The following is a 26622-nucleotide window of genomic DNA, read 5'->3' on the forward strand; positions in this document are numbered from 1 at the left end:
GGCGAGCGCCGGGAGGGCGCGAGTCAATGTAGGTCATCGTCAAGCTTCAAACAGAAAACCCCGATCTGGATACAGGTCGGGGTTTTTTATTGCCTGGGCGCAGGGAAAACCGCAAGCCCTGGCGTTGAGCAGGCACCCACCTGGGGGGTAGCGCCCCTGCGCTACGCCGCGACCGGCACGGCAGCTGTCTCCCCCTGGCTCAGCGGGTTTGGCGTGGCTGGCAGACTGCAGGCGTAGCGCGGGGGCGCTACACCCCGGGAGACGGGTGACGGGTTGTCGAGCGGCGGCTCGACACTACACCCCGATCTACAATGCTTCCTCAGAGCAGCGGACTCATGAAGAACATCAGGCGCTCCAGCACACGGGCAGGTTTGCTGCGCTGGGCCCAGCGCTCTGGCTGGAGTAGTTCGCTCCCGGCTTCGTAGCTGCGCAGCAGTTCGCCGATAGCGGTACAGCTCTCGGGAGTGAACAGTGCCACGGTCAGCTCGAAGTTGAGCTGGAAGCTGCGGATATCCAGGTTGACGCTGCCAACCAGTGCCAGCTGATCGTCCATCAGCATGGCTTTGGTATGCAACAGGCCGCCATCAAACAGCAGAATCTGTACACCGGACTCCAACAGCAGGTCGAAATAGGAACGGCTGGCCCAGCCCACCATCAATGAATCGTTCTTGCGTGGCAGTAGCAGCTTGACCTGGACCCCCCGGTTGGCCGCTTGGCAGAGCGCCTCCAGTACCGACTCCGAAGGGACAAAGTAGGGTGTGCTGATGGTGATGCTCTCATTGGCGCGGTAGATGCTGGCCAGCACGGTCTGGTTGATCAGGTCGCCCAGCCCTGGACCGGAGGGGATGATCGACAGCCAGTGGCGTGGTAGACCGTCGGGCTCGGTTACGCTAGGGAAGCAGCGTTCGCCGGTCTCTACCTCCCAGTCCCAGGCGAATACCTTCGCCAGCCCTGCGGCAGCTTCCCCTTCCAGACGCAGCATCATGTCGACCCATTGGCCAACCTGGGCTTCGACCTTGAAGTAGGCGGGGTCGGCGATGTTCATCGAGCCGGTATAGGCTATCCGGTCGTCGACCACCAGCAGCTTGCGATGCAGGCGCAGGTCGATGCGTTGCGCCAGTGCTCGAAACAGCCGTACGGGCAGGGCAGCGACAACCTTGATGCCCGCCTCCCGCATAGACTTGCACCAGGCCGAACGGAAGAAGCGGCGGCTGCCGGCATGATCAATCAGCAGTTTTACTGCAACCCCGCGTTGGCTGGCGGCGATCAGTTCGCCGGTGAGCTGGTCCACCTGCCCACCCGGGTGCCAGATATAGGTCTCCAGTACCACGCTATGCTGGGCGTTGCGGATATCGTTGATCAGTCGCTCGAATATCTGCTGTGGTGCGTTGAGCACTTCCAGTTCACCGTAGTTCAGCGCGCCGATGCCTACTTGAGCAGTCATCAAGCGGTTGATCGCCAGACTCAGGTCGCCGCCGGGGAGGGGATGGCTGTTGTCCTGGAACTGGGTGGTGAGGTTGGTCAGATAAGGTTCGACCATCTCGCCCGAGCGCGCTGCGCGATTGCGTCCGAGATTCAGCTCACCGATCAGCAGATACAGCGCTGCACCGACAATGGGGACGATATAGATGATCAGTAGCCAGGCCAGCGTTACGCTGACCGGTCGGCGCTGAGCGATGATGCGAATGGTGACCGAGGCGGTCAGCAGCCAGTAGAACCCCGCAAAGGTCCAACCGAGAATACTGTGCACGTAGTCCATGGCAGCCCGTTAGTCATGTTATTAGAGGCAATTGTCCGGTTTTGGCAGCCCGGCCAGCTTGCTGGCAAGTTTGGCTGGGCTGCCTGGGAACAGCGAGAGCAGATACAGGCTGCTGCCCTTGTCCTTGCCCAACTGCTGCCCGATATATTTCACCAGTGGACGCATGGCGGGTGACAGTTGGTACTGGGCATGGAACTGGCGCAGGGCATGGATCACCTCGAAATGCGCGTCCGTCAAGGAAAGCCCTTCATGTTCGGCCAGTGCGATGGCAACGGCATCGGACCAGTCGCCCAGGTCAATCAGGAATCCCTCCTGGTCCAGTTCGATCTCGCGTCCATCGACCCACAGCGTACTCACCAGCTCACCACCTTGGCATGTTCGGTGCAGAGCGCGACCATCATCGGATAATTGATGATCCGAATGCGCGAAGACAGATCGTCCAACGCCAGGCCGCGTGCCTGGAGATCGGCTTCCATGGCGTACAGATTCACGCTCGACGGAAGGTACTCCAGTGCATTGCGGGTAGTGGTGCCGGGTTGCAGACAGTACACCGCATCCTCTATCAGCAGCAGGCTCTGGCTGGCGTTGATGGCGCGCAGGCAACTGGCGAAGCGCGATTCGGAGTGGGGGGAGTGACGCAGGATATGTAGCATGGTGGTCATCCGTCCTGTGGCTCAGAGCGTAACGATCTGGTCATAATGTTCCAGCAGCGTGGCGATCTCCGCGTTATTCACTACCTGGGCATCCAGCAGGCACTGGCTGGCCTGCAAGCCCCGTTCACCAAGGGAGTGCTGGCACACGAGGATGTCCTCGACACCGAACAGCGGTAATGCCTGGAGGTTGGCGGCCAGGGACTTCTGCCCTATCTGTGCGGCGTCCTGGCCTTTCATCAGCTGAAACACCCCGTCATCCATGAACAGGATGCCACAAGGCACGCCAAATGCCGCGGCGGCGAGCGCAACGTCCAGCGCTTCACGGGCCGGTTGGCGGGCCGGTGGGTGACGGCTGATGATCAACAGGCTTTTCATGTCAGGTTCCAAAGGTAACGGCGCGGTCAGCACTTTGCAGCGCATCGACCCACTGTCCGAGGCCGGATAGTGTCCAGGGTGTAGCGGTATTGGCTACCGGGCGGCTCCAGCGCTTGGCTTCCGCCGCATCGAGAACACCACGGCGTAGCGCGGCGGCAATGCAGACAACCGCATCGAGCTGGTGCTCGGCGATGAACTGCCGCCATTCCGCGGCGATGTCGCTCTCGTCCTGTGGTTGTACGCCCAGCTGTGATGCCAGGTGCACGGCATCACGGTAGAAGAACAGGCGACTGATCTGATGTCCGGAAGACAACACGGCTTTGGCGAATTCGAGCGCGCTTCGAGCCGCTGGATCTTGCGGTCCGGCGAGCAGGGCAATGGCAAAATTCATGGATGTGACCAGTAAAAACAAGGAAGGCCCGCCATGTGACGAGCCTTCGGAGTATAACCAAAACCGTCGAGTCAGTCGTTGCTGAAAATGCCGAGCAGTTGCAGCAGGCTCAGGAACAGGTTGTAGATCGACACGAACAGGGTGATGGTGGCCATGATGTAGTTATCCTCGCCGCCATGGATGATGGCGCTGGTCTGGAACAGGATGACCGCGGAGGAGAACAGGACGAAACCTGCGGAAATGGCCAGGTGCAGACCGCTCATCTGGACGAAGAAGCTGGCTACCACGGCGCACAACAGGACCACGAAACCGGCCATGATGAAACCGGACAGGAAGCTGAAGTCCTTGCGGGTCAGGATCGCATAGGCGGACAGACCGAAGAACACCAGCGCAGTCATGCCCAGCGCCATGGTGACCAATTGGCCGCCGTTATTCAGCGAGAGGTAGTAGTTCAGCAGTGGCCCGAGGGTATAGCCCATGAAGCCGGTCAAGGCGAAAGCCAGCACCAGGCCCCAACCGGAGTTGCGTGCCTTGTGGATGGCGAACAGCAGTCCGTAGAAGCCCACCAGCGTGATGATCAGGCCCGGGCGGGGCAGGTTCAGGGTCATCGAGACGAAGGCGACCAGGGCACTGAATGTCAGGGTCATGGCCAGCAGTGAGTAGGTGTTGCGAAACAGCTTGCTGACTTCAGCTTCGCTCACACCGGAATGTTGCAATGTATTGTGGCGTTCTTGCATTTGCATGGTTCATGGCTCCAATGGTTGCAATACGGACGGTCCTTCCTGATTTCCCGATCATACCCGCTAACCCCCAACGATCAAAACCGGCAGTTCACAAAAACGTTACCTGATGCGTCATTAATGCATTGACTGCGCATGAGTTTCCGGTAGTATTGCCCGCCGTGGAGGGATGGCAGAGCGGTTGAATGCACCGGTCTTGAAAACCGGCAAGGGTTAACGCCCTTCCAGGGTTCGAATCCCTGTCCCTCCGCCACTATATATCCTCAAGGCCCCGTATTCCGGGGCTTTGTCGTATCTGGCCCGTGGGTTGCTCCAGTTCCGTCGAGTTCTGTCACAGCCTGGTTCGGCAAACAAATCGGCACTTCTTTCTCTCGCTCCGGTCAAACCCTGGGCAACTCACCAAGAAGGAAGATCCTATGCGACTGACATATTTACTCGTGCCTGTCTTTGCCCTGATGCTGGCCGGCTGTGGGCCGGACGAGGGCGATCGTATCGACGAGGGCAATGCGATGCCGCCTTCGGCCGAGCCGCAGAGCAATATGCCACAACCCGGTGATCCGACCGATACCAATGAAACAACGCCTGCGCCTGGAACCGGTATGGATCTGGACCAGTAGCTCATTGGCCGGGGCGTGATGAGCGTTCCGGACTGAGGGGATGCCGAGGCGTCACTGATCCTTAACCGGATGTTTTTTCAGCGTCATCGGCACGTCATGCGGGGCTCCTAGTTTTAAGTGCCTATCACTTAACAGGGAAGCCCCGTAATGCGTCATACCCATTGGACAAGTCTCACCTTGCTGGCGGCCTGTGTGTCGCTGGTTGCATGCAACAGCGATAGTGACAGCAAGAAGGATGACGGCCAGGCTGGCGGCACGCCGCTGGTATTGAATATCGCCCACGTCAACGACCATCATTCCAATCTGGAGCCCTTTGCCGGCACGGCGATGGAATTCAATGGTCAGCAGACCCTGGTCGAGCTGGGTGGCTTTCCGCGGCTTACCAGCCTGTTTGCCGAGGCAGAGGCGCAGTTGCCGAATCTGCTGAAACTGCATGCCGGCGATGCGATCACTGGAACCCTGTACTACACCTTCTACCAGGGCGAAGCCGATGCGGACCTGATGAATACCGTGTGCTTTGACGCTTTCGCTCTGGGCAATCACGAGTTCGATGGCGGTGACGAGGGGCTGGTGACCTTTCTCGAGCATCTGAACGGCGGCTCCTGCGATACTCCGGCTCTGGCCGCCAACATCAAGCCGCAGATCGGTACACCACTGGCTCCTGCGGCACAGGATGACTACATCAAGCCCTATGTGGTGAAGGAGGTGGACGGGGTCAAGGTGGGTATCGTTGGTATCGATATTGCCGGCAAGACCCAGAATTCCTCTCGCCCACTGCCGACCACTGTCTTCGAGGATGAGGTCAGTGCGGCGCAGAGCGCCATCGATGAACTGCGGGCTGATGATATTGAACATATCGTACTGCTGACGCACCAGGGCTACGAGAATGACAAGGCCATGGCTGCGCAGCTGACTGGCGTGGATGTGATCATCGGTGGAGACTCGCATACCTTGCTCGGTGACTTTCAGAGCGTGGGCTTCACTTCTGCGGGTCCTTATCCGACCGTGACCCGCAACCGGGATGGAGACACCGTTTGCATCGGTCAGGCTTGGGAGTATTCCAAGGTTTTCGGTCATATGACCGTCAACTTCGCGGCTGATGGCACTGTCGCCAGCTGCGAGGGGCAAGCCTCGTTGGTGATCGGCGATCGTTTCTCACGCAACGTCGATGGTGTCGAGGTGGCACTGAGCGAGGAGGAGACCGCCGATCTGCTGGCCCAGCTGGATGATATGCCGGAAGTCGTGGTGATCCAGCCGGACCCGCAGGCCCAGGCAATACTCGATCAGTACAAAGGACAGATCGACGACAGGAAAACTGAGCGGATCGGGACCGCATCGGATGCTTTCTGCCTGGTGCGGGTACCGGGCGAAGTGACTAACCGCAGTGCCGGTACCGCAGGTTGCGAAGAGGCCAACCTGTTGGCCAGGGGCAGCGACGCGGCACAATTGGTGGCCGAGGCTTTTCTGGATGCCAGCCTGCGTGCCGATTTTGCCCTGCAGAATGCCGGTGGAGTAAGGGTGCCGATGCCCGCTGGGGAGATCACTTTCAACACCGCTGCCATCATGCTGCCATTCACCAACGTACTGGTGGAACTGGATATCACCGGGGTTGAGGTGGTGGCCGCGTTGGAGGATGCGGTTGCCAACCATCGCGATGGTAGCGGTTCCGATGGCTCCCAGCCCTATGCCGCAGGGCTGCGTTGGGATCTGGACCTGTCCCGTGCCAAGGGAGAGCGCTTCAGCAATGTAGAGGTGAAGAGCGACGATGGCAGCTGGGCTGCGATCGATCCGGCCCAGACCTACGTGATGGTGACCAATGACTTCATCGCCGAGGGGCGTGATGGTTATGACACCCTGGGCCTGGTGACGGCCGATGGGCGCAGCGTCAATACCTTCCTGCTGTATACCCAGAGCCTGGTGGATTACTTCGGCAAGGTAGGGACGGTGAACCTGCCACAGCGCAGTGATTACTCTCACCAGCGGGTTGTCGATAGGGATGGGAATATGCTGCGCGATTGACAGGTGCAAGAGACGATTGAAGGAAAGGCGCCATTCGGCGCCTTTTCGCATTTTTATACCAAAGTCGTAGTCTCGTTCTGGCAAATCACCTGCTAGTTTTTATTTGCAACATCCACACAACATTGGCGACATAAAAACAACAATAGGAGATGCACATGTCTTTATCCAAAGAAGACGCAGCCCGGGCCTACTGGAAAGAGAACCTGCGGTTGATGCTGATCTTGCTGGCCGTCTGGTTCCTCGTGTCCTTCTGCGCTGGCATTCTGTTTGTCGATCTGCTCAACCAGATCCAGTTCTTCGGTTTCCCCCTCGGTTTCTGGTTTGCCCAGCAGGGTTCCATCTACGGTTTTCTGCTGCTCATCCTGGTGTATGTACTGAGGATGAATACCCTCGATCGCAAGTACGACGTTCACGAAGACTGACCACCAGGAGTCTTGCATATGGAAACCTCGACGCTTATCTATCTGGTGGTTGGCGCTACCTTTGCGCTGTATATCGGTATCGCCATCTGGACCCGGGCTGGCAGCACCAGCGAGTACTATGTCGCCAGCAAGGGCGTGCATCCGGTGGCCAACGGCATGGCCACCGGCGCCGACTGGATGTCGGCGGCATCCTTCATCTCCATGGCCGGCATCATCTCGTTCACCGGGTACGACGGTAGTGTGTACCTGATGGGCTGGACCGGTGGCTATGTGCTGCTGGCGATGTGCCTGGCGCCCTACCTGCGCAAGTTCGGGCGCTATACGGTGCCGGAGTTCGTAGGTACCCGTTACTACTCGCAAACGGCGCGGGTGGTGGCAGTGATCTGTGTGATCTTCATCTCCTTCACCTATGTCGCCGGGCAGATGCGGGGCGTCGGTATCGTTTTCTCCCGCTATCTGGAGATCGATATCAATATGGGTGTCATCATCGGCATGGCTATCGTGTTCTTCTACTCGGTGCTGGGCGGCATGAAGGGCATCACCTACACCCAGGTGGCGCAGTACTGCGTGATGATCTTCGCCTACATGGTGCCGGCCATCTACATTTCAATTCTGATTACCGGCAACCCCATTCCCCAGTTGGGTTTCGGCAGTACGGTCAGCGGCACCGATATCTCGGTTCTGGATCGTCTCAATGGGTTGGGCGCGGAGTTGGGCTTCACCGCCTATACCGATGGTACCAAGTCGACCATTGATGTGTTCGCCATTACCATGGCGCTGATGGTGGGTACCGCCGGTTTGCCTCATGTGATTGTTCGTTTCTTCACTACGCCAACGGTAAGGGATGCAAGGAAATCAGCGGGTTACGCGCTGTTATTCATTGCAATTCTTTATACTACCGCGCCGGCCGTGGCAGCTTTTGCCCGCACCAACCTGCTGACCAGCATTCCCAATGTGAGCTATGAACAGGCACCGCAGTGGTTCAAGACATGGGAGAATGCCGGTCTCATCGCCTGGCAGGACAAGAATGGCGACGGCATCATCCAGTACGGCGTCGGTGCTCCCTTTGCCGGTGCTCCGCAGTTCACCAATGAGCGTGGTGAGCACAATGAGCGTCTGGTAAGCAATGCGCCCACGGCTGATGAAACCGAGCTGTATGTGGACCGCGATATCATCGTCCTGGCCAACCCCGAGATCGCCAATCTGCCGGGGTGGGTCGTTGCGTTGATCGCGGCCGGCGGGCTGGCGGCGGCATTGTCCACGGCGGCGGGCCTACTACTGGTGATCTCGACATCGATATCCCATGACTTGCTCAAGAGTAACTTCAAGAAGGACATCAGCGAGAAGGGCGAACTATTGGCCGCGCGGATTGCTGCTGGGGTGGCGGTGATTGTCGCTGGCCTGTTCGGCATCTATCCACCGGCCTTCGTGGCACAGGTGGTAGCCTTTGCCTTCGGCCTGGCGGCGGCCTCCTTCTTCCCGGTGATCGTGATGGGCATTTTCTCCAAGAAGATGAACAAGGAAGGTGCCATTGCCGGCATGGCGGTGGGTCTGATCTTCACCTTCAGCTATATCGTTTTCTTCAAGTTCATCAGTCCCGAACTGGATAATGCGGAACACTGGTGGTTCGGTATTTCTCCGGAGGGTATCGGTACCCTGGGGATGATCCTCAACTTCGTGGTCTCGGTTGCGGTGGCCTCGGTGACCAAGGCGCCGCCGGAGGAGATCCAGCATCTGATCGAGGATATCCGTGTGCCGCGTGGTGCGGGTGGGGCCATTGCCCACTGAGTATTGAAACCGGTAGTACGCAAGCAGAACGCCCCGGCTTGACCGGGGCGTTCTGCTTCGTGGGTTCGGCTGATCAGAATCGATGAGTCAACTGCACGCCGGCGCCATGGGCGCTGTTGCGGTAGTCGGCGGAGTACTGGGTACCGGTCGAATGATTGACCTGGCTCACGCTTCCCTTGCTCTCACGCAGATAGGCATAGGCGACGTCGACAGTCCAGTCACGGCTGATATTCCAGCCGGCACCCAGGGAAACGATCTTGCGATTGCTCACCGGGATACGTACGGTCCGGTCGGCGTTGCTGGTGGGGGACTCGTCCAGGGTGAAGCCGCCACGCAGCACCCACGACGGGTTCACCTGATAGGCCATGCCGATGGCATAGGACCAGGTATCTTCCCAATTCAGCTCTTCTCTGGGATCGAGCGGACCGTTGTTTATCGCATGGATTTCTTGGAGTCGGCTCCAGCGGGTCCATGTTGCACCACCGTACAGGGTCCACTTGTCGTTGGCCTTATAGGTGATGGAGGTGTCCGCCGATTCCGGCGAAGTGAAGTCCAGTGTGGCCTTGTAGCTGCCATTGACCGGTCTCTGGGCGGGGAAGTCCGTGGCACGGACCCGGCCTTCCAGCTCGTAGTCGACCTTGGAGTGATAGGTCAGGCCCCAGGCCAGACGATCGGTCACGTCCACCAGTACGCCCAGGTTGAAGCCATAGCCGATATCGTCGCCCTTGATGTTGACCTCCGCAGGCGAACCCATGGCGGCGAGGGGATTATTGGTCAGCTTGCCGTCGATCTTGTTGATGGTCGGGCCAAAACCGATGGCGACGCGGTCATTAAGCTTGTAGCTCAGGGTCGGCTGCAGGGTCATGACCTGTACCTTGCTGTACAGGCCGAGGTCACGACCCTGGAAGCTGCTCTCATAATCGCTGATCACGCCGAACGGCACGTAGAAGCCCAGGCCAACATGCCATTTATCGTTCAGCGGGCGCACGTAATAACCGAAGGGTACCGCTGCCTCGGGAGCGATATCGCCCTTGTTAGTCCCGGCAACAGGCGAGGTGCCATTGCTGATATCGGTATTGGCCTTGATCGCGGCCACACCACCACTGACTTCCGCACGCTCCAGGCGCGACATGCCAGCTGGATTGCCAAAAACGGTGCTGGCATCCTGCGCGGAAGAAGAGCGACCGGCAAAGCCAGTACCCATGCTGCTGACGCTCTGTTCGTTGATGGCCAGGCCGTTTGCCATCAGCTGGCATGAGGCGCTGGCGACAGCGATTGCTAGGGTGGTCTGGAACCAGGCGTGTCTGATCATCAAGCTGCTCCTGTTGCAGGGGGTCGGGGCGCGCAAACTAACAGGAATACCTGGGCGGCGCCATGATATAGAGCGGAAATGCCGCGTAATTTACGTTAAAAAACGTAATCGTCGGCGAAGACTGCATAGTCATTTTATGGTTTGGCGTCCTGCGGGGCTGCCGAGGTAATTCTTGCCGTTACAACCGACCCGAGCGCGCATGTTGCAGTCGCCGCCACAGGGTCAGACGGTTGTTCAGTTCCGCCAGAGTATTAGTGCCCTGTCTGGCCAGGCGGTTCAGTAAAATCAGCAGTATCTCCGCCGTGGCCTGAGCGTCTGCCGCTGCGTTATGGCGTTCGCTGTTGGCCAGATGGAAGTACTGCTGCCAATCATCCAGCGATGAGCAACGTTCGGCGGCATCGGGAAAAAGCATCGGGGCGATTTCCGCTACATCGAGGAAACGGTGTTGCAGTCGGTGGTTCAGGTCCTGGCGCAGCCCACGGGCCAGCATGCGCTGGTCGAAACCGGCATGAAAGGCCAGGAACACACTGCACCCGGCAAAAGCCATGAAATCCAGCAGCGCTGCATCGGCGGGCCGACCTGACTGGACGTGGCTGGGGCTGATCTCGTGCAGCAGTGTGGATTGGTTGGCGCGGTGTTCACGGCGATACAGCGTGCACTCGAACTGGTCGGCCATGTGCAGTACGCCGGCATCGATGGCGACCGCACCGATGGACAGGATGTCGTCACGCTGGGTATCCAGGCCGGTGGTCTCCAGGTCCAGTACCACCAGGCGCGCGCGGTTCAGGGGTGTGCTGTCGAGTGGTTGCGGCTCGGGCAGGGGCCGATGTGCGGGACGTGGAGCGGAGCGGCTGAACAGGCTGCGCAGCTTCACAGCTGATATCTCAATGCCAGGCTGGACTGCAAGCGCTGGGCCTGGCGAAAGGATTCACGCAGGATGCGCTGATCCAGGTGGTTCAGGGTGTCGGGGGCCACCCGGTTGCTGAATGCGCGTTGTTCCCGATCCTGATGCTGGTGCTGCTGCATGCGCAGCAACTGGATGTACTGGTAGGCCTCTTCATAGGCGTCGGCGTCCAGCGCGTTGAGCACGCCGCGCTGCTTGAGCTGCTGCAGGCGCCGCACGGTGCTGGTATCGCTGATGCCATTGGCCAGGGCAAGGATGCGTGCCCCATCGACGAAGGGCGTGAGCCCCTGGATCTTCAGGTCCAGGGTATGCTTCTCCTGGCCACTGCCCGAGACCAGGAAGTTGCGGAAAAAGCCCAGCGGTGGCCGGTTGGCCAACGCGTTGCGGGCCAGCAGGTGCTGGAAGGTAGGGTTGTCGGCGACCATCTTCAGCACCGACTGGAACAGCTCCTGGGCTCCATCAGGCTCGCCCCAGACCACGCGAAAGTCGAAGAAGATAGAGGAAGCCAGCAGGTTCTCCGGCGTGGCGGAACGAATGCACTGGGCGAAGCGCTGGTGCCATTCCCGACGTGACAGGCACAGCTCGGGATTGCTGGCCATGATGTTGCCCTTGCACAGAGTGAAGCCGCATTCGGCCAGCGCCTGATTGATCTGTCGCGCCAGTGGCAACAGACGCTGGCGCGATTGCTGCGCCTGTTCATCGCTCTGCGCTTCGAACAGGATGCCATTGTCCTGGTCGGTCTTCAGCGTTTGTTCGCCTCGCGCCTCGCTGCCGAAGCACAGCCAGGTGAAAGGTACGCCCGGGTCACCATGCTGGCGCAGGCAAAGCTCTATGACCCGGCCGGTGGTGTGATCGTTGAGCAGGGTGATGATGTGCGTTATCTGGGCGGCGGAAGCGCCATGGGCGAGCATGTTGTCGACCAGGCGGTGGATATCCGTGCGCAGAGCGACCAGGGCCTGCACATCGGCCGCCTGGCTGATGGTACGTGCCAAGTGCACCAGGTCCACGCGCTGCAGTGAGAACAGGTCCCGTTCGGAGACCACTCCGACCAGCTGCCGGCCATCTACCACGCACAGGTGACCGATATGCTCGCGGGTCATGCTGATGGCGGCGTCGAAGGCGCTGGCCGAGGAAGTCAGGCGGCTGGGGGAGGGTGTCATTACCGCGGACATGGGCTGCTGCAGGTCGGTTTCACCTTCGGCGACGATGCGCCGAAGATCGCGCAGGGTGAAGATGCCCAGCGGGGTGGCCTGGGCGTCGGTGATGATGATGCTGCCGACGCTGGACTCGTGCATGAGTCTCACGGCTACGCCGATCGGAGTGTCCGGCGAGCAGATGATGGGCTGGCGAATGGCGATCTTCGACAGAGGGGTATCCAGTGAGTACTGGGCGCCCACCATTTCGGCTGCCTGGCGCTGCACCTGCTGGTTGACCTGCTCCAGCAGACTGCTGACCCCACGCAGGGCGAAGTCGCGAAACTCCGCCGACATGCTGACCAACTGGCGAAAGTCATCACGTTGCAGCAGCAGGCAGAAGGTATCCTCGCTGGCGACATGCTCGGTACGGGTGGCGCGGTCGCCGACCAGAGCTGCCAGCGGAAAGCATTCGCCTGCGCTGATCTCGAAGGTGGTGTCGGGACTCGCCTGGCCGGCGAGCAGGCGTTCACCGCGCACGCGACCCTGCTTGACGACGTGGAAGTGCTGCACCGGCCCGTCCTGCGGCCGGATGATGCTGTCACCCTGGGCATAGAAGCGCAGTTGGCAATGTTCGACCATCCACGCCAGGTGATTGGTTTCCATCTGGTTGAACGGCGGATAGCCGAGCAGAAAACTCATGGTGCCGTGAATATTCTGCTTCACCGCGGTTCTGCCGATCTGCTCGAAGGAGTCGTCTCTACTCATGGGCGCCTCGTGAAAAGGACAGTTCAGCTCAGTTGGCGGCGGCTGCCTATCCGACGTAAGTGTAGTGCCAGCTGCGACCGATCGACATGGTCTTTCCGAGCTGCGGCCCCCGACATAAGTACTAGTTTCGTCTGCATCTTGTTGGGCTAGGCTGTCGGGTATAACAATAAAGGAGTCAGCCATGTCCAACCTGTCCAACTATCAGAACGCCTGGCAACGGGCCGCGCATGATGCCGAGCTGTTCTGGACCGAGCATGCCGCGCAGCTCAAATGGCACACCCCGCCCACCTCCAGCGGCAGACCATCAGCCACCGCCGAAGGCCTGGTCGAATGGTTCCCGGATGGCAAGTTGAACACCTCCTGGCTGGCGCTCGATGCACATATCGAGGACGGCCGTGGCGAGCAGACCGCGATCATCTACGACTCGCCGGTGACCGACAGCAAGGCGCGGATCAGTTATCGCGAGCTGCACCAGCAGGTCAGCCAGTGCGCCGGCATGCTGCGTGATCTGCAGGTACAGCAGGGTGATCGGGTGATCATCTACATGCCCATGGTGCCGCAGGCGATTGTCGCGATGCTCGCCTGTGCCCGTATCGGCGCGGTGCACTGCGTGGTGTTCGGCGGTTTTGCCGCCAACGAGCTGGCGGTACGCATCGATGATGCCGGTGCCGATATCATCCTGACCGCCTCCTGTGGCATCGAGGTTGACCGGGTCATCGAATACAAGCCGCTGGTCGATCAGGCTATTGCCCGCGCCACACACAAGGTGCGCCACTGTGTGGTACTGCAGAGGCCGCAGGCCATCGCCGCCATGCAGCCGGGGCGTGATCTGGACTGGCAGGAGCAGATGGCCGGGGCCAAGCCCGCCGATGCGGTGCCGGTGCCCGCCACTCATCCGCTGTATATCCTGTATACCTCCGGTACCACCGGCAAACCCAAGGGCGTGGTGCGTGATCATGGTGGGCATGCCGTGGCCATGCGCTACAGTATGGCCACGGTATATGGCATGCAGCCGGGCGAGGTGTTCTGGGCCGCGTCGGATGTCGGTTGGGTGGTGGGACACTCCTATATCGTCTACGGTCCGCTGCTGACCGGTTGCACCACGGTGATGTTCGAGGGCAAGCCGGTGCGTACCCCGGACGCCGGCGCTGTGTGGCGAGTCTGTGCCGAATACGGGGTCAAGGCGCTGTTCACCGCACCGACCGCCTTTCGTGCCATTCGCAAGGAAGATCCCGAGGCAGCCCTGGCCGGGAAATACGATCTGCGCCGGCTGGAGCGCCTGTATCTGGCCGGCGAGCGTCTTGATCCGCCGACCTGGGCCTGGCTGCAGGAGCATATTCAACGGCCGATCCTGGACCACTGGTGGCAGACCGAAACCGGCTGGGCGATCGCGGCCAACCCGGTGGGCTATGGGCTCGAACAGGTGCGTCCCGGCTCGGCGACCTTCCCACTGCCAGGCTATCAACTGGATGTTCTCGACGACGAAGGGCGGCCTGTTGCAGCAGGTGAGCAGGGCAATATCGTCATTCGCCTGCCGCTGCCGCCGGGCTGTCTGACCTCCATCTGGGGCAACGCCGAGCGCCTGCGGGCCGGCTACCTGAGTCAGTTTCCCGGCTATTACCAGACCGGTGATGCCGGCTATGTCGATGCCGATGGCTACGTCTTCGTCATGGGGCGCACCGACGATATCATCAACGTCGCAGGCCACCGCCTGTCGACTGGGGAGATGGAGGAGGTGATAGGTTCGCACCCGGCAGTGGCCGAGTGCGCTGTCATCGGCGTACCCGATGCCATCAAGGGCGAGCTGCCGATGGGGCTGGTGGTGCTGAAGAACGATGCCCAAGCCCAGCTGCAACAATTGAATGGGGAGCTGTCCGCACTGTTGCGTGCGGAGATCGGTGCCCTGGCCTGTTACCAGCAGACCCTGATCGTCAATCGTTTGCCGAAAACACGCTCCGGCAAGATCCTGCGCCGTATCCTGCGGCAGATGGCCCGCGGCGAGGAATGGACGGTACCCTCCACCATTGAAGACCCCGGTTGCCTGGAGGAGCTGGCAGGGCAACTGGATGCGTCGGTTGCTGTGCGGTATGTCGCAGACAAAGTGTGATCGATTTCACAAAAACCACCGATTTGCTATCGTGACGCCATTGCGAGATGTTGCAGGCTGTATCCTGTTGCCCGTTGTGCTCACGAAAGGGGTTGGAATTGATCAAGGTATTGGTGGTCGACGACCATGATCTGGTGCGTATGGGGATCACCCGCATGCTCGGTGATGTGCCGGGCCTGTCGATTGTCGGTGAAGCGGACAGCGGCGAATCAGCCATCACTCAGGCCCGGGCATTGAAGCCGGACGTGGTCTTGATGGATGTGCGCATGCCGGGGATTGGCGGTCTCGAGGCGACCCGCAAGCTGTTGCAACATGACCGCAGCATCAGGGTCATCGCGGTGACGGCCTGTGATGAGGAACCGTTTCCGACCAGGCTGATGCAGGCCGGAGCCGTGGGATATGTCACCAAGGGCGCTGCGCTGGAAGAGATGGTTAGCGCCATCCGCAAGGTTGCCGCCGGCCAGCGCCATATCAGTCCGGATATCGCCCAGCTGCTGCTGGCGCGCATGTATGAACCCGGCAATGTCGGCCCCTTCGATGCCCTGTCGGAGCGGGAGATGCAGATCGCGTTGATGATCGTCGGCTGTGAGAAGGTCCAGAGCATTTCCGAAAAGCTGCACCTCAGTCCCAAGACAGTGAACACCTATCGATACCGTATTTTCGAGAAGCTCGGCATCACCAGTGACGTGGAGCTTACCCTGTTGGCAGTGCGTCACGGCATGATTGACGCCTCCCTGAACCAGGTATGAACACAGCGCCTTTCGACGCCTCTGCCTTCCTGTCAGCGGTTACTGCCAAGCCCGGTGTCTACCGGATGTTCGATGCCGGCGGCGAACTGCTCTATGTCGGCAAGGCGAACAACCTCAAGAAGCGCCTGTCCAGCTACTTCCGCAAGAGCGGCCTGAGCCCCAAGACCGCTGCGCTGGTGGCGCGTATCCAGCATATAGACACCACCATCACCGCCAACGAGACCGAAGCGCTGCTGCTCGAGCAGAGCCTGATCAAGGTTTCGCGGCCGCCTTACAACATCCTGTTGCGCGACGACAAGTCCTACCCCTACGTGTACCTATCCAGTCTGGACGCCTATCCCAGGCTGGGCTTGCACCGGGGCTCGAAGAAGGCCAAAGGGCGCTATTTCGGACCGTATCCCAGCGCCGGGGCGATTCGTGAAAGCCTGGGGCTGCTGCAGAAGACCTTCAAGGTCCGCCAGTGCGAGGACAGCTACTTCCGCAACCGTACCCGGCCCTGCCTGCAATACCAGATCAAGCGTTGCAAGGCGCCCTGCGTGGGCTTTGTCAGCGAGGAGGAGTATGCCGAGGATGTGCGCCACTCGGTCATGTTCCTCGAAGGGCGCAGCAATGCTCTGACCGACGAGCTGAGCCAGGCCATGGAGGCCGCGGCGCAGAACCTGCAGTTCGAGCGGGCGGCCGAGCTGCGTGACCAGATCAGCCAGCTGCGCCGGGTGCAGGACCAGCAGAACATCGATACCGAGTATGGCAATGTGGACATCGTTGCCGCCGCGGTGATGCCCGGTGGCGCCTGCGTGCATGTGATCATGGTGCGCCAGGGCAGGGTGCTCGGCAGCCGCAATCACTTTCCCCGGGTGCCGATCGAGCAGACCCCGGGCGAGGTGCTGGCCGCCTTCCTGCCGCAGTACTATCTCGGCGGTGCCGAGCGGGAGCTGCCGGGTGAGATCATCGTCAATGCCGTGCACGAGGACCTGCCGGTCATTGCCGATGCGCTGGCGCAGGCGCGCGGCTTCTCGGTGAGTTTCAGCCACAAGGTACGCGGCACGCGCAGCCGCTGGCAGAGCATGGCGGTGACCAATGCCGAGCAGGCGCTGGCCTCCATGCTGAGCAACCGGCAGAACGTCCAGGCACGCTTCGAGGCGCTGCAGGAGGCGCTGGGGCTGGAGGAAATGCCCACCCGCCTGGAGTGCTATGACATCAGTCATACCAGCGGCGAGTCGACGGTGGCCTCCTGCGTGGTATTCGGTCCGGAAGGGCCCTTGAAAAGCGATTACCGCCGCTACAACATCGAAGGCGTTACCGCCGGTGATGATTATGCGGCAATGCACCAGGCGTTGATGCGGCGTTTCACCAGGCTGCGCGACGGTGAAGGCAAGATGCCGGATATCCTGCTGGTGGATGGCGGCAAGGGGCAGATGAAGATGGCCCGCGAAGTGCTCCAGGAGCTGGCCATCCATGACCTGACGCTGCTTGGCGTGGCCAAGGGGGTGACCCGCAAGGCCGGACTGGAGACCCTGTATCTGAATGAGCCGAGCCACGAACTGGTGCTGCCCGGGCACTCACCGGCACTGCACCTGATCCAGCATATCCGTGACGAGGCGCACCGCTTCGCCATTACCGGCCACCGCCAGCGCCGCGGCAAGACACGCAATACCTCGACCCTGGAAGGCATTGCCGGTGTTGGCCCCAAGCGGCGCCGGGAGTTGCTCAAGCACTTCGGCGGCCTGCAGGAGTTGACCCGTGCCAGCGGTGCGGAAATCGCCAAAGTACCCGGTATCAGCAAAAAACTGGCGGAACAGATTTATACTGCCCTGCATAGCGACTAGAATGCTGACAAACCCGTTTCCAGAGACGTCATGAACATTCCCAATATTCTCACGCTGATGCGGGTCGCCTTGATCCCGATCTTCATCCTGCTGTACTACCTTCCATTCCACTGGAGTTATCTTGCCGCCGCCGTGATATTCACCCTGGCCAGTATCACCGACTGGCTGGATGGTTATCTGGCACGCAAGTGGGAGCAGAGTACGCCCTTTGGCGCCTTCCTCGATCCGGTGGCCGACAAGCTCATGGTCGCCGTGGCGCTGGTCCTGCTGGTGCAGAGCCATGGCAACTTCTGGGTCACCGCACCGGCAGTGGTGATCATCGGGCGCGAGATCGTGATTTCCGCGCTGCGCGAATGGATGGCGGAAATCGGTGCTCGCTCGCAGGTCGCGGTATCGAACCTGGGCAAGTACAAGACCACCGCGCAGATGGTCGCGCTGGTGGTGCTATTAGCCAACCCGGCGCTTCCGGTAAGCGCCTGGGTCATCGTGGGCTATGTACTGCTGATGATCTCCGCTGTGCTCACCCTGTGGTCAATGGTGGTATATCTGCGCGCTGCGTGGCCGCATCTGCGTCCTGACAGCGGTGAAGAAAATAATAGATAAACTTTTCGAATCAACGACTTGACAGGGCGCCGCAGCACGATAGAATAGGCGCCGTTCCAAAGCGGGAATAGCTCAGTTGGTAGAGCACGACCTTGCCAAGGTCGGGGTCGCGAGTTCGAGTCTCGTTTCCCGCTCCAATTCTTCATCTATAGACGTCCACCAAAGTCTATAGGTTCTTGATTCAACAGGGTTTCAGCCCTGGGGAATGTCTAGCGAAAGCTACTCAATTCCACTGTCAACCACGCCCGATCAGTACACGAAACAGTACATGAAATCCGGGCGGTTGCTGGTGCGGATTGTTTGCTGAGTCACTGCCCCTGAGCACGGTACACCTCTCCTCAACCCGAGAAGGAGGCGTACCCATGGCGTTAACCGATGCCGTCGTCCGGCAGGCCAAGACCACCGGCAAAGACTACACCCTCAACGATACGGACGGCCTGGTGCTGTTCGTCACCGCCCGAGGGGCCAAGAAGTGGCACTTCCGCTTCACTTGGCTGGGCAAGCAACAGCGCGTTGCCGTTGGCAGTTACCCGGAAATGTCCCTCAAGGAGGCGCGCGAGCAGCGCGACGACCTGCGAGCGCAGGTTGCCCGTGGCGTTGATCCGCGTGTTCACCGTCTGCAGGTCAAAGCGGCGGAGCTGGCCGCCCCCCTGAACACCTTTGCATCTGTCTTCAAGGCCTGGCGCGACTTCAAGGCGCTGAGCCTGAAAACCGGCCGCCAGAGCACCTTGTCGCAGATCGACCGCATTTTTGCCAAGGACGTGCTGCCCTGGCTGGGCAAGCTGTCCATCTTCGATATCGACAATCCGCACCTGCTGGATGTACTGCGTCGCATTGAGCGGCGCAAGGCGTTCACTACCGCCGAGAAGGTGCGCATCTGGTTCAATCAGTTGTTCCGCTATGCGATGGTCGAAAAGGGTCTGCGCTACAACCCGGCCAGCGACCTCGATATCGTGGCCGCACCCAAACCGCCCGTATCGCACAACCCGTTTCTGCGCATGGACGAGCTGCCGGCCTTCCTGCAGACCTTGCGCAATTATGGCGGCCAGGAAGTCACCAGGATGGGCCTGCGCCTGTTGCTGCTGACCGGCGTGCGTACTGGGGAGCTGCGCCAGGCGGTGCCCGAGCAGTTCGACCTGGAGCGTGGGCTGTGGATCATCCCGCCCGTTATCGTCAAGCAGTTACAGGTCAAGCTGCGCCGAGAAGGCAAAACCATTCCGCCCTACATCGTGCCGCTGCCCCAGCAGGCCATCGACATCGTGCGTGTGCTGCTCGACGAGCACGCCCGTCGCCCCGCGCAGCACTACCTGCTGTCGCATCGCAGCCGCCTCAAGGAACGCATCAGTGAAAACACGCTCAATGGCGCACTGCATCGCATGGGTTATGCCGACCTGCTGACCGGGCATGGTATCCGTGCGACGATCTCCACGGCGCTCAATGAACTGGGCTACCCGAAGGAATGGATCGAGGTGCAGTTGTCACATGCCGACCCCAACAAGATCCGCGCGGCCTACAACCATGCGGACTATGTGGAGCAGCGCCGGATGATGATGCAGGACTGGGCCGACCGGCTCGATGCCTGCGAGCGTGGCGAGCCGATCGCTCAGCCTGTGCTCCCGCAGGCGGCGCCGCACAGCATGGCGGGGATCGAAAGCTATCTGCGTCTGCTGGCGCAGGGGCGTTTGCCGCAGCCGGTGGACGGCGTGCTGCAGCGTCATATCGTGGGCTGATGCAGGGGCTTCGGGGTGGCTTGCCAGTGGCATGGAAATCTGGTAATCGGATTTCGCTTGATGTACAATGAGCTGTACATATGAAAGAGAGGTTGCCATGCGCACTATCAGCTATACCGAAGCCCGGCAGAACCTGTCGGCCACCATGGTGCAGACCGTCGAGGATCGCGTGCCTACCCTCATTACCCGCCAGAACGGCGAGGCGTGCGTGCTGATGTCGCTGGAGGAGTACAACGCGCTGGAGGAAACGGCTTACCTGCTGCGCTCGCCGGCCAACGCGCGCCGCCTGATGGATTCGATTGACAGCCTCAAGCGTGGCCAGGGTGTCGAGCGGGATATCGCCGAGTGAAGCTGATCTGGTCTGAGCAAGCCTGGGACGATTATCTGTACTGGCAAGAGGCGGATAAGCGTATGGTCAAGAAGCTCAACGAGCTGATCAAGGAGACCCGCCGCACCCCTTTCGAGGGCAAGGGCAAGCCGGAGCCGCTTCGCCACAACCTGGCGGGCTTCTGGTCGAGGCGGATCACCGCCGAGCACCGGTTTGTGTATTCGGTGACGGACGAGGCGCTGCTGATTGCCGCCTGCCGTTATCACTATTGATGGCCGGAGACAGCCGGCCCGGTGAAGGAGCTGCACCGGTTGTGCCGGCTCCATGCGGGAGGAAGGCTTTTGTGCCTTTTGGCCTTTTCGGATAGGGCCTTTGACCCTTGAGCCTCTTCCCTTGTCGCAACCCCTTGAGGCCCTTTGCCGTTTCCCTTTGAAGGCAGAGGCAGCAAAGGCCCAGGGCAAGGTTGCTGAGCCAGCGAGGTATCCATCATGCCGCAGCACGACACACAGAGGCCGCGCACTGCCTGGAAACTGGGCCAGTGGCTGGGGAGCGGCTACCGGGCGTTCCTGCGCCAGGAGGCCCGTTTTGTGGCCTGGCTGACCGGGCATGGCGTGCCGCGGACGCTTGCTCGTATCCTGCCCTGGGCATTCAGGATCGTCGCCGTGCTGGTGCTGCTGTACCTTGCGTTCTGGGTGGCCCTGGTGTTCCTGGGCGCTGCGGTGTTGGCGCATGCAGGCCGTAGCACTGGTGCCGATCATGATCAGGACTGGGTAATTCCAGACCCTGACGAGCACATGAAGAATCCGGGCTACGACCCGAATCTCTACAACGACCCGCCAGATCCCAGCTACTACGATCCCCGATACGACAAGGACTAGATGCGGGCTATTTCAGCGTACCGCCAGACATTGCTGAGGCCCCCTTCGCGCCGGCCTGCCCGGCACCGCTGGTTCCGTCATTCAGTCCTTTCAAGGCTCCACCTGCGCGTACGCCCACCCAGCCCAATGCGGCAACCCAAAACGTCGGCAGCACAATGAACATGGTGCCCATGACGAAATTCAGCAGCATGTCGCCGAAGGTGTTATCCAGCCCCATCATGATGTTGAAGTTCATGTGCGGCCGGTTGAATCCCATGCCCCAGCCATACAGGGCATCGAGGATGGTCGAGTCGACCCAGCGGGCCAGCTCGAACCAGAAATCGACGAAGTACAGCGCGAAGTAGACGCAACTGATCGTGACGAAGGCGCGGATATCGTAGGTGGCCAGGGTGAACAGCAGTGGCGTGCTGATGATCAGCGCCATCTTGAGCAGCGACATCACCATCGGCAACGCCTGGCGCACCACGTCCATCGCCGGGAAATAGGCCAGGCTGCCCACCGCCATCCCCACATCGCCGGCGGCGCGGGTGACGATGTTCGGCAGCGTCTTCTCAATTTGTCCGCCGTAATCGGCGTAGACGTTGCCCAGATTCATTTTCTGTCGACCCGGGGCGGCAATGGCACGCACCACCGAGTCATCTACTTCGGTGCGGCTCAGAAAACCGGCCCAGCCCGCAATCCGGCTGAGCAGGCCGGGCTCAACCTGCTGCAGCAGGCGGGCTCGCAGGCCGTTGCCGGCATCGTTCCACCACTGGCTGCAGGTGGGGTAGCCGGCACCGCTTGGCACCTGGGCCAGGCCAGCGTCCCGGTCACTGTCGTAGGTCCAGCCGTCGCGTGGGGTCTGGGCGCGATAGGTGTCGTAATAGCCTGCAGTGTCGGTGAAGAAGCGCGAGCCAATCCAGGTCACGTCGTGCATCTGGTTGTCGTCGAGATCGGGGCGGCTCATGAACAGTTTGGCGCGTGCCGGGCCGTAGCAGTCGTGGGTGAAGTCGGCCACTTCCTGCGCGAGAACCGGGTCGGCGATGCGAGTGGCGTTGATCTCCATGCGCATTTGCCGCAGGTCAGTACCACAGGGAATTGCGGCCACTGAGGCGCCGGTCACCGCCCGCGACAATGCGTGCATGAATACCCACCACACCGGAACCTTCGCGCTCTGGTTGTTGAGGGTCGTGAAGGACTGGCTCCAGCCGGTATCGGTGGGCAGCGGCACGTTCACCTGGCACTGGGCCGAACGACTGGTATCGAACTTGATAGTCGCCAGATCTACGTCGATGGTCGGCACGCAGGCGAACATCACCACGACGATGGCGACCCAGATACGGTTCTCGATGCGTTGAGACGACAGGATGCCCTTGTTGCCCTCGTCGGCACCCTCGGTTCGCACGTTCAGCCACTCGCCGAGGATGATGGCCAGGAACGGCAGCGCGATCACTCCGCTGGTCACCACGATGGCCCAGATGCCGTTGTGCACGATCCAGGCGACGAGCGTCAGGTAATACTCCAGATAATCGGTTGTCAGCAATGTCATGGCTCGTCACCAGCCTTAGTGCAGTCGCAGCCAGTTGCTGGCTTCGGACAGGACGATGGCGAGCACGCCCAGCACCTCGACCCGGCGCAATTGCCGGTGTGATTGCGGATCGCGCGCCAGGCGGCGCCGACGTACCCAGGGCCAGACGGCAAGGACGGCGGCGTACAGGCACAGGCGCCAGACAAAGAAGTGCCCGGCGTGATCGTCGAGCCACTGTTGCCAGTTCTCGATACCGCCCAGTAAATGGATGCCGGCAAAGGCGACCACGAAGGCCAGGACGAACAGGCTGGCGACCAGCAGCGCCATGATGATGAGCAAGCGACGCAATGGCCGATCAGGCTTGGTGGGTGAGAACGGCGAGGGCATGACAGTTTCTCCGGAGCAAAGGAACGCTCCGGGCAGTTCATGACAAACCGCCGTGTTCTTCGACAAACAATGCGGCATTCACCCTCACCGCATTGCCGCCCAGGATCTGTCATGCCTTGCGGTGAAACTCAATGGCATGGTGGCGCAGTTCAAGGTGTAATGCTCGCTTTGCGATTTAATCTGTATAAAAATACAGAGAATTGCAGCAGGCCCGATAAGCAAGCCGTCTTCGGAGTGAGTTGTCATTTAATGGCAGCGTTGCTCTTCAGGCGGCTTTTCTTTCGGGTCGGTATAACATGTAAAGGAGCATTGATTGGACGCGTTTGTTACCTGGGTCAATAACCCACTTGTACAAAGTGCCGTTATTTCCCCACTTGTGGGCGCCATATTGGGGCTGCTATTTGGCGGATTCAACAACACCCCTTCGCCTGCGGCACCTGTCACAGTGCAGCAGACCGTTATCACCTTCAGGCAAACGGTCGTGGTGAATCAAGGCCGGGGAACATCCTCTTCTTCGGACGACGTGTGGGCTTACCTTGGCGCACTATTTCTGGTCGTGGCCGTTGTCATCTGGGGATATAGCCGTTACGCCAGTGACATCCTGCACTATTGGCTGAGTGGGGTGTTTTCCTGCACGGCGTTTATCCTGGCAGCTGGTTTGGCCTCTGCCATCCGGGGGCAATACAACAGCGCGGAATGGGGCTGGTACATCTTCACGCCCCTGGTTGCCGTGGGCGCCTCCATCTACCTGACCGAACTGGCGCAAGCAGGCATTATTGCCGGCGCCCGTGAGGCGGCTTTCCGCTACGGGATCATTGATTACTATTTTGATGTACTGGAGGACGAGCACCGGATCTGGATACTGTCTCAGCTCTTCGGGGTCGTGATGGGGATCGGCGCAACGCTTGCTGCGGCACTCCGATCGCTACATTACCTCGCCCTGATGAACCAGCGGGCCAGCGGCACGCTGTCCTCGCTCTGGTTTGCCCTGGCCCGGTACACCCGGTTTTCCGCTCGTATCAGCGGTGTCGTGCTGCTGATCATGCTGCTCGGTGCGGCCTACTTCATGCTCTCGGGCCAGGCGTATGAACTGTGGATGCGACGAGGCTAGCCGGCGACTAGCGCCCCACATACAGCGTGACGATCTGGGGCCGTTCATGGCCGAGTTCATGGCTGATAATCTGGCGAGCCTGCGCATCGACCTGGCGCTGGGCCGGGGTCAGGTCGCGCGCCGTCGGCCCGCCCGCAGCCGGCGCCTGCCAGCCGGTCAGTGCCTCATATCTTGCCTGGGCATACTGATGACGTAGGCCGTGCATATTGCTCAGTCCTGCCGCCTTGCACTGGCCGTCATACACGTGCTGCTGCTGGATATAGGACTTGTGCGCCGGGATCAGCGAACCGGCGCCCGCCAGCGTCCGGGCCGCATCGAGCACCGTCCGTTGCTGCGGCGTGGTGATGGGCACACTGCGTGGTTTACCGCCCTTCGTCCATGATCCTTTTAGCGCTATGTGGTCGCCCCGGTCTGCCCAGGCCGGCTGGAACTTGATGCACTCCTGGCGGCGCAGCCCGAAGGCGGCCTGTAGGCGCAGGCTCATCTGCACATGCGCATCGCGGATGGCCTCCAGGCGCTCGTCCAGGGTCTGTGCCTTACTCTGGTTGGTGCTGTACTGGCGCTCAGGAATGCCGAGCTGGCGGTTGTCGGCAGGCAGAAGCCCCCCTTTGCCGATCTTCTCGGCCCACCAGCGCAGATGGCTCAGGCGGTTTTTCAGGGTGCCGGTCGACAGCCCCTGTGCCTGCCACTGGTTGAGCAGCGCATCGACGTGCTTGCCCTTGAGCGAGCGAGCCTGCATCTGGTTGAACCCCGCGTCACGCAACTGGCGGGCCATCAGCGTCAGGGAGCGCTGCCGGTCGGCCTGTGTGGCGAAGCTGCCGTCACGGTTGCGTCGGCACAGCTGTTTCAGCGTCCAGGTCAAATCATCCACCGCCTGCCTCCTGTGTCCTGGGTGTAGCGTCATGCTGAGAACTTGATCGGTTAGTGTTATTGCCAACTCGCTATGGCGAGATCCCCGAAGGGCGAAGGGTCTGGGTGCTCAGCACACCCGTTGCCTCGGTATGAGGCGTCCGCCTTGCTTCCTGTGGGAAGACCGGGCAGCCAGTCATGGTGCGTAGTGCATGGATAAACCTCCTGTGGATGGGATAAGGGACAGCTCCCGGCTGATGACGACAGCGGGCATGGGACAAACAGGCAGCAGGACGCTGCGGCGGATGGGACGACGCCGGATGGCTTGATGAGAACGGTGGCTCACCCTGTTGCAGGGCGGCGCGCGAACGAGCCTGGCGCACCTGGGGTGGCTTCATCCTTGCGGACAGGCACTTGCAGAAGCCGGTGCCTTTGGGGTGGCCGGATGGGTACGGCCCGCGCAATGACGGCGCATGGAAACTGCGCCAGCATGTCCGGCGTTGTACCTGCCGGTAGGTCACTGCCGGGACAGTATCGCCCGGCCATCATCATGTGCGACAGAGACAATGCGATGCTGCGCCAGCCCGTATTGTTGCTGCAGTTCGCCGTGTCGTCACTGCGGTGTGCAGTGACGACCCGGCAGCCGTACGTTGCCCGATCTGGCGCAGGCAATGAGCGTTCATGTGACCGCCGTCTTGCTCGGTTAGTCGCGGCGCGGGGCCTGTTCCCGATGGCTGTGCCACTGACGCGGCCTGCGGCCTTGTCGGCTGCCCGACCCGTCAGGCCATCAGGCCGCCCTGCCTGGTCAGGCAGCGCCAGGGTTTGCGCCTGCTCATGCTGGATCAGGCTGCCACCCTTTGTCCTGCATGAGCCGGGCGGCAAGCTCACTGGCATCCGTGGGCTTGCCCAGCATGCTGCGAATGTTGGCGAGGTGTGCCCTGACGACTTCCGGGGCTGCGGGCTTGAACGCGGGGGACGGTGGTGCAGTCGGCTGAGTGGCGACCACGGCGGGCTTTGCCGGGGCGGGAGGGCTGGCAGGCTGACGCAGCCTGCGACCCGCCCAAAAACGGAATTCTCCGGCCAGTACCCGCTTGATCAACCCGAAGAAATAGGCGATGGCATTGCGTACCACGCCGCTCTGACTGCGGGCCTGCAATTCATCGAGGACATCCTGACGCTGTTGCTCAGGCAACTGACGCAGCGCCGCCTGAATATCCTGTTGCTGCCTGGGCTTGACGCCGATCAGGCAGGGTGGCAACTGCACGGAACTGGATTTTTCGTTTTCGCCCGCGCAGTACGTACTTTTTCTCCAATGCGGGCGGCTGGAGCATGGCTTTCTACGGGTTCGCTGCGAGTCTTGCCACGCCGAGCACCTGGTCGCTTTCAGCTGTAAGCGTCGCGGTTTCTGCCCGAGCTGTGGGGCGCGGCGGATGGCCGAAAGTGCCGCCTTGCTGGTTGATGAAGTACTGCCTGAACAACCCATGCGTCAGTGGGTGTTGAGCTTCCCGTTTCAGCTGCGTTTCCTGTTTGCCAGCCGGCCCGAGATCATGGGGTGGGTGCTGGGCATCGTTTACCGCGTCATTGCCACGCACCTGGTCAAGAAAGCGGGCCATACCCACCAAGTGGCCAAGACGGGCGCGGTCACCCTGATCCAGCGTTTTGGATC

Annotated in this window: 25 protein-coding genes, 2 tRNA genes and 2 pseudogenes; 16 read left to right on the plus strand and 13 right to left on the minus strand. The window is 60.9% G+C overall.

Translation table 11 applies throughout. The features are described 5' to 3' along the window. Positions 1 to 319 precede the first annotated feature (319 nt). The 6 genes from cls to H6X51_RS18955 form a co-directional block, all read right to left on the minus strand. A complete protein-coding gene (gene cls / locus H6X51_RS18930) occupies positions 320 to 1759 on the minus strand; it encodes a cardiolipin synthase (protein ID WP_185269006.1) in 1440 nt (479 codons plus the stop codon). A gap of 21 nt (positions 1760 to 1780) precedes the next feature. After that, a complete protein-coding gene (locus tag H6X51_RS18935; RefSeq protein ID WP_185269007.1) occupies positions 1781 to 2116 on the minus strand; it encodes a TusE/DsrC/DsvC family sulfur relay protein in 336 nt (111 codons plus the stop codon). Beyond that, positions 2113 to 2412, minus strand: coding sequence for a sulfurtransferase complex subunit TusB (tusB, locus tag H6X51_RS18940; RefSeq protein WP_235991410.1), 300 nt, complete (start codon positions 2410 to 2412; stop codon positions 2113 to 2115). The genes H6X51_RS18935 and tusB overlap by 4 nt, the downstream gene beginning before the upstream one ends. Before the next feature lie 21 nt (positions 2413 to 2433). After that, a complete protein-coding gene (gene tusC, locus H6X51_RS18945) occupies positions 2434 to 2787 on the minus strand; it encodes a sulfurtransferase complex subunit TusC (protein WP_235991411.1) in 354 nt (117 codons plus the stop codon). Between the two features lies 1 nt (position 2788). Then, positions 2789 to 3178, minus strand: a complete 390-nt coding sequence (tusD, locus tag H6X51_RS18950; protein ID WP_185269010.1) for a sulfurtransferase complex subunit TusD — start codon at positions 3176 to 3178, stop codon at positions 2789 to 2791. A gap of 71 nt (positions 3179 to 3249) precedes the next feature. Beyond that, complete coding sequence (locus H6X51_RS18955; protein ID WP_185269021.1) at positions 3250 to 3915, minus strand: Bax inhibitor-1/YccA family protein; 666 nt, start codon at positions 3913 to 3915, stop codon at positions 3250 to 3252. A gap of 166 nt (positions 3916 to 4081) precedes the next feature. Between H6X51_RS18955 and H6X51_RS18960 the strand changes: the two genes are divergently transcribed. The 5 genes from H6X51_RS18960 to H6X51_RS18980 all read left to right on the plus strand — a co-directional run bounded on the left by H6X51_RS18960 (position 4082) and on the right by H6X51_RS18980 (position 8764). Further along, positions 4082 to 4171: transfer RNA gene (locus H6X51_RS18960), tRNA-Ser, on the plus strand. A gap of 163 nt (positions 4172 to 4334) precedes the next feature. Next, entirely contained in the window at positions 4335 to 4535 is a 201-nt protein-coding gene (locus H6X51_RS18965; protein ID WP_185269011.1) for a hypothetical protein, read from the plus strand. 147 nt (positions 4536 to 4682) lie between these two features. After that, positions 4683 to 6554 (plus strand): bifunctional metallophosphatase/5'-nucleotidase, encoded by a 1872-nt coding sequence (locus H6X51_RS18970; protein WP_185269012.1) that lies wholly within the window; start codon positions 4683 to 4685, stop codon positions 6552 to 6554. 155 nt (positions 6555 to 6709) lie between these two features. Continuing rightward, the gene (locus H6X51_RS18975) at positions 6710 to 6976 is read left to right on the plus strand and encodes a DUF4212 domain-containing protein (RefSeq protein WP_185269013.1); all 267 of its coding nucleotides are present in this window, start codon (positions 6710 to 6712) and stop codon (positions 6974 to 6976) included. Positions 6977 to 6994: 18 nt separating this feature from the next. Next, complete coding sequence (locus H6X51_RS18980; protein ID WP_185269014.1) at positions 6995 to 8764, plus strand: sodium:solute symporter family protein; 1770 nt, start codon at positions 6995 to 6997, stop codon at positions 8762 to 8764. Between the two features lie 73 nt (positions 8765 to 8837). Here H6X51_RS18980 and H6X51_RS18985 read toward each other — a convergent pair whose 3' ends face one another. The 3 genes from H6X51_RS18985 to H6X51_RS18995 all read right to left on the minus strand — a co-directional run bounded on the left by H6X51_RS18985 (position 8838) and on the right by H6X51_RS18995 (position 12881). Further along, positions 8838 to 10073 carry an OmpP1/FadL family transporter gene (locus H6X51_RS18985; protein WP_185269022.1) on the minus strand — a complete coding sequence of 412 codons (1236 nt, stop codon included), beginning with the start codon at positions 10071 to 10073 and terminating at the stop codon, positions 8838 to 8840. A gap of 181 nt (positions 10074 to 10254) precedes the next feature. Continuing rightward, positions 10255 to 10950, minus strand: coding sequence for a 3'-5' exonuclease (locus H6X51_RS18990; protein ID WP_185269015.1), 696 nt, complete (start codon positions 10948 to 10950; stop codon positions 10255 to 10257). Beyond that, the gene (locus tag H6X51_RS18995; RefSeq protein WP_185269016.1) at positions 10947 to 12881 is read right to left on the minus strand and encodes a DUF294 nucleotidyltransferase-like domain-containing protein; all 1935 of its coding nucleotides are present in this window, start codon (positions 12879 to 12881) and stop codon (positions 10947 to 10949) included. The genes H6X51_RS18990 and H6X51_RS18995 overlap by 4 nt, the downstream gene beginning before the upstream one ends. Before the next feature lie 166 nt (positions 12882 to 13047). Between H6X51_RS18995 and H6X51_RS19000 the strand changes: the two genes are divergently transcribed. The 9 genes and pseudogenes from H6X51_RS19000 (at position 13048) to H6X51_RS19040 (ending at position 21102) form a co-directional block, all read left to right on the plus strand. Next, on the plus strand, positions 13048 to 14988 hold the full coding sequence (locus H6X51_RS19000; protein ID WP_328795768.1) for an acetate--CoA ligase: 1941 nt from the start codon (positions 13048 to 13050) through the stop codon (positions 14986 to 14988). A gap of 98 nt (positions 14989 to 15086) precedes the next feature. Next, positions 15087 to 15737, plus strand: a complete 651-nt coding sequence (gene uvrY, locus H6X51_RS19005) for a UvrY/SirA/GacA family response regulator transcription factor (RefSeq protein ID WP_185269018.1) — start codon at positions 15087 to 15089, stop codon at positions 15735 to 15737. Beyond that, a complete protein-coding gene (uvrC, locus tag H6X51_RS19010; RefSeq protein ID WP_185269019.1) occupies positions 15734 to 17563 on the plus strand; it encodes an excinuclease ABC subunit UvrC in 1830 nt (609 codons plus the stop codon). Before uvrY ends, uvrC begins: the two co-directional genes overlap by 4 nt. Positions 17564 to 17593: 30 nt before the next feature. Beyond that, complete coding sequence (gene pgsA, locus H6X51_RS19015; RefSeq protein WP_185269020.1) at positions 17594 to 18166, plus strand: CDP-diacylglycerol--glycerol-3-phosphate 3-phosphatidyltransferase; 573 nt, start codon at positions 17594 to 17596, stop codon at positions 18164 to 18166. Between the two features lie 61 nt (positions 18167 to 18227). Further along, positions 18228 to 18303, plus strand: a tRNA-Gly gene (locus H6X51_RS19020). A gap of 225 nt (positions 18304 to 18528) precedes the next feature. Continuing rightward, positions 18529 to 19761 (plus strand): annotated as a pseudogene (locus H6X51_RS19025) (tyrosine-type recombinase/integrase); the annotation flags it as partial. 232 nt (positions 19762 to 19993) lie between these two features. Further along, entirely contained in the window at positions 19994 to 20245 is a 252-nt protein-coding gene (yefM, locus tag H6X51_RS19030; protein ID WP_075117073.1) for a YoeB-YefM toxin-antitoxin system antitoxin YefM, read from the plus strand. Further along, positions 20242 to 20496 carry a Txe/YoeB family addiction module toxin gene (locus tag H6X51_RS19035; RefSeq protein WP_075117074.1) on the plus strand — a complete coding sequence of 85 codons (255 nt, stop codon included), beginning with the start codon at positions 20242 to 20244 and terminating at the stop codon, positions 20494 to 20496. Before yefM ends, H6X51_RS19035 begins: the two co-directional genes overlap by 4 nt. Positions 20497 to 20712: 216 nt before the next feature. Beyond that, positions 20713 to 21102 carry a DUF3742 family protein gene (locus H6X51_RS19040; protein ID WP_075117075.1) on the plus strand — a complete coding sequence of 130 codons (390 nt, stop codon included), beginning with the start codon at positions 20713 to 20715 and terminating at the stop codon, positions 21100 to 21102. A gap of 7 nt (positions 21103 to 21109) precedes the next feature. On the opposite strand, the gene H6X51_RS19045 is transcribed toward H6X51_RS19040, so the two are convergent. Continuing rightward, positions 21110 to 22630 carry a conjugal transfer protein TraG N-terminal domain-containing protein gene (locus H6X51_RS19045; protein ID WP_102053794.1) on the minus strand — a complete coding sequence of 507 codons (1521 nt, stop codon included), beginning with the start codon at positions 22628 to 22630 and terminating at the stop codon, positions 21110 to 21112. Between the two features lie 15 nt (positions 22631 to 22645). Next, positions 22646 to 22996, minus strand: a complete 351-nt coding sequence (locus H6X51_RS19050) for a hypothetical protein (RefSeq protein WP_094267732.1) — start codon at positions 22994 to 22996, stop codon at positions 22646 to 22648. Positions 22997 to 23309: 313 nt separating this feature from the next. Here H6X51_RS19050 and H6X51_RS19055 point away from each other — a divergent pair, with 313 nt between their 5' ends. Beyond that, the gene (locus H6X51_RS19055; RefSeq protein ID WP_102053793.1) at positions 23310 to 24107 is read left to right on the plus strand and encodes a hypothetical protein; all 798 of its coding nucleotides are present in this window, start codon (positions 23310 to 23312) and stop codon (positions 24105 to 24107) included. 7 nt (positions 24108 to 24114) lie between these two features. Here H6X51_RS19055 and H6X51_RS19060 read toward each other — a convergent pair whose 3' ends face one another. Beyond that, positions 24115 to 24978 (minus strand): phage integrase N-terminal domain-containing protein, encoded by an 864-nt coding sequence (locus H6X51_RS19060; protein WP_094267734.1) that lies wholly within the window; start codon positions 24976 to 24978, stop codon positions 24115 to 24117. Between the two features lie 810 nt (positions 24979 to 25788). Then, positions 25789 to 26220, minus strand: coding sequence for a hypothetical protein (locus H6X51_RS19065; protein ID WP_221627429.1), 432 nt, complete (start codon positions 26218 to 26220; stop codon positions 25789 to 25791). Positions 26221 to 26260: 40 nt separating this feature from the next. Between H6X51_RS19065 and H6X51_RS19070 the strand changes: the two are divergent. Next, positions 26261 to 26622, plus strand: a pseudogene (locus H6X51_RS19070) (transposase zinc-binding domain-containing protein); the annotation flags it as partial.

Source organism: Halopseudomonas xiamenensis, assembly GCF_014219065.1.
Lineage (GTDB): Bacteria > Pseudomonadota > Gammaproteobacteria > Pseudomonadales > Pseudomonadaceae > Halopseudomonas > Halopseudomonas xiamenensis.

What these genes read in the sequence shown, in the direction of transcription:
- H6X51_RS18965 (WP_185269011.1), top strand. Translation starts at nt 4,335, where the DNA reads ATGCGACTGACATATTTACTCGTGCCTGTCTTTGCCCTGATGCTGGCC.
- uvrC (WP_185269019.1), top strand. Translation starts at nt 15,734, where the DNA reads ATGAACACAGCGCCTTTCGACGCCTCTGCCTTCCTGTCAGCGGTTACT.
- yefM (WP_075117073.1), top strand. Translation starts at nt 19,994, where the DNA reads ATGCGCACTATCAGCTATACCGAAGCCCGGCAGAACCTGTCGGCCACC.
- H6X51_RS18980 (WP_185269014.1), top strand. Translation starts at nt 6,995, where the DNA reads ATGGAAACCTCGACGCTTATCTATCTGGTGGTTGGCGCTACCTTTGCG.
- tusB (WP_235991410.1), bottom strand. Translation starts at nt 2,412, where the DNA reads ATGCTACATATCCTGCGTCACTCCCCCCACTCCGAATCGCGCTTCGCC.
- H6X51_RS18975 (WP_185269013.1), top strand. Translation starts at nt 6,710, where the DNA reads ATGTCTTTATCCAAAGAAGACGCAGCCCGGGCCTACTGGAAAGAGAAC.
- H6X51_RS18955 (WP_185269021.1), bottom strand. Translation starts at nt 3,915, where the DNA reads ATGCAAGAACGCCACAATACATTGCAACATTCCGGTGTGAGCGAAGCT.
- H6X51_RS18970 (WP_185269012.1), top strand. Translation starts at nt 4,683, where the DNA reads ATGCGTCATACCCATTGGACAAGTCTCACCTTGCTGGCGGCCTGTGTG.
- H6X51_RS19050 (WP_094267732.1), bottom strand. Translation starts at nt 22,996, where the DNA reads ATGCCCTCGCCGTTCTCACCCACCAAGCCTGATCGGCCATTGCGTCGC.
- H6X51_RS18995 (WP_185269016.1), bottom strand. Translation starts at nt 12,881, where the DNA reads ATGAGTAGAGACGACTCCTTCGAGCAGATCGGCAGAACCGCGGTGAAG.
- H6X51_RS19040 (WP_075117075.1), top strand. Translation starts at nt 20,713, where the DNA reads ATGCCGCAGCACGACACACAGAGGCCGCGCACTGCCTGGAAACTGGGC.
- tusD (WP_185269010.1), bottom strand. Translation starts at nt 3,178, where the DNA reads ATGAATTTTGCCATTGCCCTGCTCGCCGGACCGCAAGATCCAGCGGCT.
- tusC (WP_235991411.1), bottom strand. Translation starts at nt 2,787, where the DNA reads ATGAAAAGCCTGTTGATCATCAGCCGTCACCCACCGGCCCGCCAACCG.
- cls (WP_185269006.1), bottom strand. Translation starts at nt 1,759, where the DNA reads ATGGACTACGTGCACAGTATTCTCGGTTGGACCTTTGCGGGGTTCTAC.
- H6X51_RS19045 (WP_102053794.1), bottom strand. Translation starts at nt 22,630, where the DNA reads ATGACATTGCTGACAACCGATTATCTGGAGTATTACCTGACGCTCGTC.
- pgsA (WP_185269020.1), top strand. Translation starts at nt 17,594, where the DNA reads ATGAACATTCCCAATATTCTCACGCTGATGCGGGTCGCCTTGATCCCG.